We start from the raw sequence: 4107 nt of genomic DNA, 5'->3' as shown, positions 1-4107 counted from the left end.
TTGGCCAGTTTCATGGCGTAAGCCACGGCATGGGCCGACTCCAGCGCCGGAATGATGCCTTCGGTGCGGCACAGGTAATGAAAGGCGGCGAGCGCTTCGGCGTCGGTGATGCCGACATATTCGGCGCGTCCGATGTCTTTCAGATAAGCATGCTCGGGGCCGACGCCGGGGTAGTCGAGGCCGGCGCTGATGCTGTGCGTCTCGGTGACCTGGCCGTCTTCATTTTGCAGGACATAGGTGCGGTTGCCATGCAGCACGCCGGGCAGGCCGCGCTGCAGCGAGGCCGAATGCTTGCCGCTGTCCATGCCTTCGCCGGCAGCTTCCACGCCGATCAGGCGAGTCTGCTCATGGGTGATGTAGGGATAGAAAATGCCCATGGCATTGCTGCCGCCGCCGACGCAGGCGACCACCGCGTCGGGCTGCTTGCCGTCGTTCATCTCGGGCATCTGGCTCAGGCATTCGGTACCGATGACGCTCTGGAAATCGCGCACCATCATGGGGTAAGGGTGCGGCCCGGCCACAGTGCCGATGATGTAGAAGGTGTTGTCCACGTTGGCGACCCAGTCGCGCATGGCTTCGTTGAGCGCGTCTTTGAGCGTCTTGCTGCCGCTTTCAACCGGCACTACGGTGGCGCCCAGCAGCTTCATGCGGTAGACATTGGGGCTCTGGCGCTTGACGTCTTCGCTGCCCATGTAAACCACGCATTCGAGGCCGTAGCGCGCGCAGATGGTGGCGGTGGCCACGCCGTGCTGACCTGCGCCGGTTTCGGCGATGATGCGCGGCTTGCCCATGCGGCGCGCCAGCATGGCCTGGCCTATGGTGTTGTTGATCTTGTGCGCGCCGGTGTGGTTGAGGTCTTCGCGCTTGAGGTAGATCTGCGCACCGCCCTGCTCGCGGCTCATGCGCGCGGCGTGGTAGACGGGGGAAGGGCGGCCCACAAAGTGCTTCAGTTCATAGTGGAATTCAGCCAGGAACTCCGGGTCATGCTGATATTTGGCGTAAGCAGCTTTGAGTTCAGTGAGCGCGTGGGTCAGCGTTTCAGACACGAAACTGCCGCCGTAAATGCCGAAATGGCCTGTGAGGTCAGGTTGCTGGTAGCTGTACATAATTTTTCACAAGTTGGTCGTCTGCAGCGCGAACGGCTGCGACAAATTGGATGATTCTCTCAAGGCTCTTGATTCCTTTTGAAATCTCGACACCTGAGCTCACATCAACGGCCAGCGTGGTGCAACGCGGCCTGACTTGCAAAATGCCATCGGTCACGTTTGCAGGCGTCAACCCACCAGACAAAACGAGGTGAGCGTTGACGCTTTGAGGAAGAAGTGACCAATTGAATGTTTTTCCGCCGCCGCCATAACCCTCGACATGGGCATCAAGGAGAATGGCTTGGGCAGCTTTGAAGTCTTGGGCGTATTTTACGAGATCGAACCGGAGGCCGCCTGCGCCGGGGTGTTCGTCCAGTGGAATGCGTGCGGCGCGCAGGAAAGGCCGACCCACCTGCAGGCAGTCCACGGGCGATTCATCACCATGAAATTGCACCAAAGCCATGGGTATACGGGCGCAAGCAGCTATTATTTCAGTAGCGGTTGCGTTGACGAAAAGAAGCACCGGCGTCACAAAGGGGGGCAGGCGGCGGGCCAGTTCGGCGGCGCGTTCAGCGCTGACGCTGCGCGGACTGGGCGCGTACATGACAAAGCCCACGGCATCGACACCGGCAGCCACGGCGGCGTCCACGTCCTCTTCGCGGGTGAGGCCGCAGATCTTGATGCGGGTGCGCGTATATGGAAAAGCGGTCATAGGCTGGCCTCGGGGGGAGTACAGCACATGCGCTCTTTTTTCCAGCCGGGGCCGCGGAACCGGCTTCGCCGGGCCGCAGGCTGAAGGCTGCGGCTCCAAGTCCGCCTGCGCGGGCTTGGACAGCCTTCAGATGCGCCGGCTCTGGCGGCGTGGCGCCCTGCAAGGGCAGCGGCCCCCTCGGGGGGCAGCGAACCACGCGAAGCGGGGAGCGTGGGGGCTACATGTGTCATGGCAGCCAATCATAAGCGGGCGTGCGGTCCGGCAAGCCGTGGTGGTCTTCGTAAACGGGACCCAGAAAATACAGGCCGTCAGGGGAAAACGTGGGGGCGGACACCTTGCGATTGCGCGCGGCAACCACCTCAGCCAGCCAGTCGGGCGGATAGCGACCCTGGCCAATCGCCAGCAGGCAGCCCATGATGTTGCGGATCATGTGGTGCAAAAAAGCGTTGGCTTCAAACTCGAAGCGCCAATAGCCGGCGCGCTGCGAAATTTCAATCCGGCTGATGGTCTTGACCGGCGATTTGGCCTGGCACTGGGCAGCCCTGAACGAGCTGAAGTCGTGTTCGCCCATCAAATGCAGGATGGCCGCCTGCATGGCTGCGCCATCAAGCGGTCGGTACACCCACCCCACGCGTTTGGCTTCCACGCTGGGGCGAACCGGGGATTCCAGCACCACGTAAGCATAGCGGCGCGCAATGGCGCTGCCACGGGAATGGAAAGTATCCGGCACATGCCGTGCCCACTGAACCGCAATATCGTCGGGCAAAAAGGCATTGGTTCCGCGCACCCAGGATGCGGCTTCACGGTGCACAGGCGTGTCGAAATGCGCTACCTGCATCAGCGCATGCACGCCTGCGTCGGTTCTTCCCGCGCACATCACGCGTATCGGCTGGACTGCAAACCGGGTCAGTGCCAGCTCGAGCTTGTCCTGAACCGTGTTGCGCGAGAGCTGGCTTTGCCAGCCTTCGTAGCTACTCCCGCTGTAGCTGATGCCAAGCGCAATCCTCATGGAAACCCCCTCCGCAGGAGAAAACGGAAGGCCCTCAGACAACGCTCATGACAGTGCGTTGAGAAATGCCTGTGCTTTGACTTTCAGGGGGCCCTTGGCTTGAGCCAGCACTTCTTCGGCCAACGCTCTGGCACCCTCGGCATCGCCCAGGGTGTGGAACTCCTCGGCCAGCAAGAACTTGGTCTCAAGGGGATTGCCTGCTGTCGCTGCCATGCCCTCTGTTGCTGGCGCGCCGGAGGGTTCGAAATCCAGAGACAATGAGTCCAGGTCAAACTCCAGCATCCCGCTGTCGTCGGCCTTCGCGGGCTTCACCGCTTCCGGTGCGGCCAGGGGCTCGGTCGTGAAGTCCAGGCCGTTGGATGGGAAATCGATGTCGAAAGGCGGTGCTTCACTGGGCGGTAAGGCCGTTGCAGCGATGGATACTGCGGACGGAGCCGTCATTGCATTGCCGAAATCGAGGTCCGGATCGTTCTTCTTCAATTCGGGCCGAGCTGCCACCGCAGGCTCAGGAGCGAACGCCTGAACGCTGGATGAAGGCGCTGCGGGAGCGTCTACCCGGGGTGAATCATCCAGTGAAAAATCCAGGTCCAGGTCGACATCCACCGCCGGCTTAGGCACCTGCACCGGCAGACTATCCTGCACGGAGGGAGAAGGCCCCCGTGTTGCGGCGAAGCCATCAGCGGCAGGCTGTCCGCCGGGTTGATACACCGGATTGGCGGGATCAATCTCGCGGCCCATCTCGGCGATATAAGCCCATTCGGGCCCGAAGCCCTTTGTGAGGTTAAAGGCGTCGATGGCGACGCTGTCGAAAGCCTTGCTGTCATGCCGTTTGGCATAAATTTCCAGCAGCTTGCTGTGAATGGCTACACGCATCGGGGTGATACGCAGGGCTTCCTTGAGAATTTCTTCCGCCTGCAGGTCGCGACCATAGGCCAGGTACACATCGGCTTCCGCCACCGGGTCCACATCGCCACCCGCATCGAGTTGGCTGGGGGAATACATCACGGATGAGCCCGTGCCTTTAGCGTCCTTGGTATCCACACGCTGGCCGCCACTGGCGCCGAAGAAGGAGTCGCGTTGCAGCCGGCTGTCCATGAAAGAGCTGTCTACCTGTGCGCCTTTGTCGCGCTGGCGGTAGCGGTAAAAGCCAAGGCCAGCCAATAGCGCCAGCAAGCCCCCTGCCAGCGGCAGTATCAGCGGGTTAGCGAGCAAGTCGTCGAGGAGGCTTGGCTCAGCGGGAGGCGGTGCGGCCGCGACTTCTGGCTTGATCGCCACGGCTGCTGGCGCTGGCGCTGGCGCTG

At 61.9% G+C, this 4107-nt stretch carries 3 protein-coding genes and 1 pseudogene; all 4 read right to left on the bottom strand.

The features are described from left to right. The coding region (gene trpB / locus IV091_RS15450) for a tryptophan synthase subunit beta (protein WP_293470148.1) at positions 1–1106 on the bottom strand (1106 nt) is incomplete at its 3' end. After that, complete coding sequence (locus tag IV091_RS15445) at positions 1084–1797, bottom strand: phosphoribosylanthranilate isomerase (RefSeq protein WP_293470147.1); 714 nt, start codon at positions 1795–1797, stop codon at positions 1084–1086. The genes IV091_RS15445 and trpB, both read right to left, overlap by 23 nt. 226 nt (positions 1798–2023) lie before the next feature. Next, complete coding sequence (gene truA / locus IV091_RS15440; protein WP_293470146.1) at positions 2024–2806, bottom strand: tRNA pseudouridine(38-40) synthase TruA; 783 nt, start codon at positions 2804–2806, stop codon at positions 2024–2026. Between the two features lie 45 nt (positions 2807–2851). Next, a pseudogene (locus IV091_RS15435) lies at positions 2852–4107 on the bottom strand (fimbrial protein FimV); the annotation flags it as partial.

It is taken from the genome of Polaromonas sp., from assembly GCF_018780625.1.
Taxonomy (GTDB): Bacteria; Pseudomonadota; Gammaproteobacteria; order Burkholderiales; family Burkholderiaceae_C; genus Polaromonas.
This window is presented reverse-complemented; position numbering and strand designations above follow the sequence as displayed.

Excerpts from the sequence above, each read along its gene's own strand:
- IV091_RS15445 (WP_293470147.1), bottom strand. The coding sequence starts at position 1,797 with ATGACCGCTTTTCCATATACGCGCACCCGCATCAAGATCTGCGGCCTC.
- truA (WP_293470146.1), bottom strand. The coding sequence starts at position 2,806 with ATGAGGATTGCGCTTGGCATCAGCTACAGCGGGAGTAGCTACGAAGGC.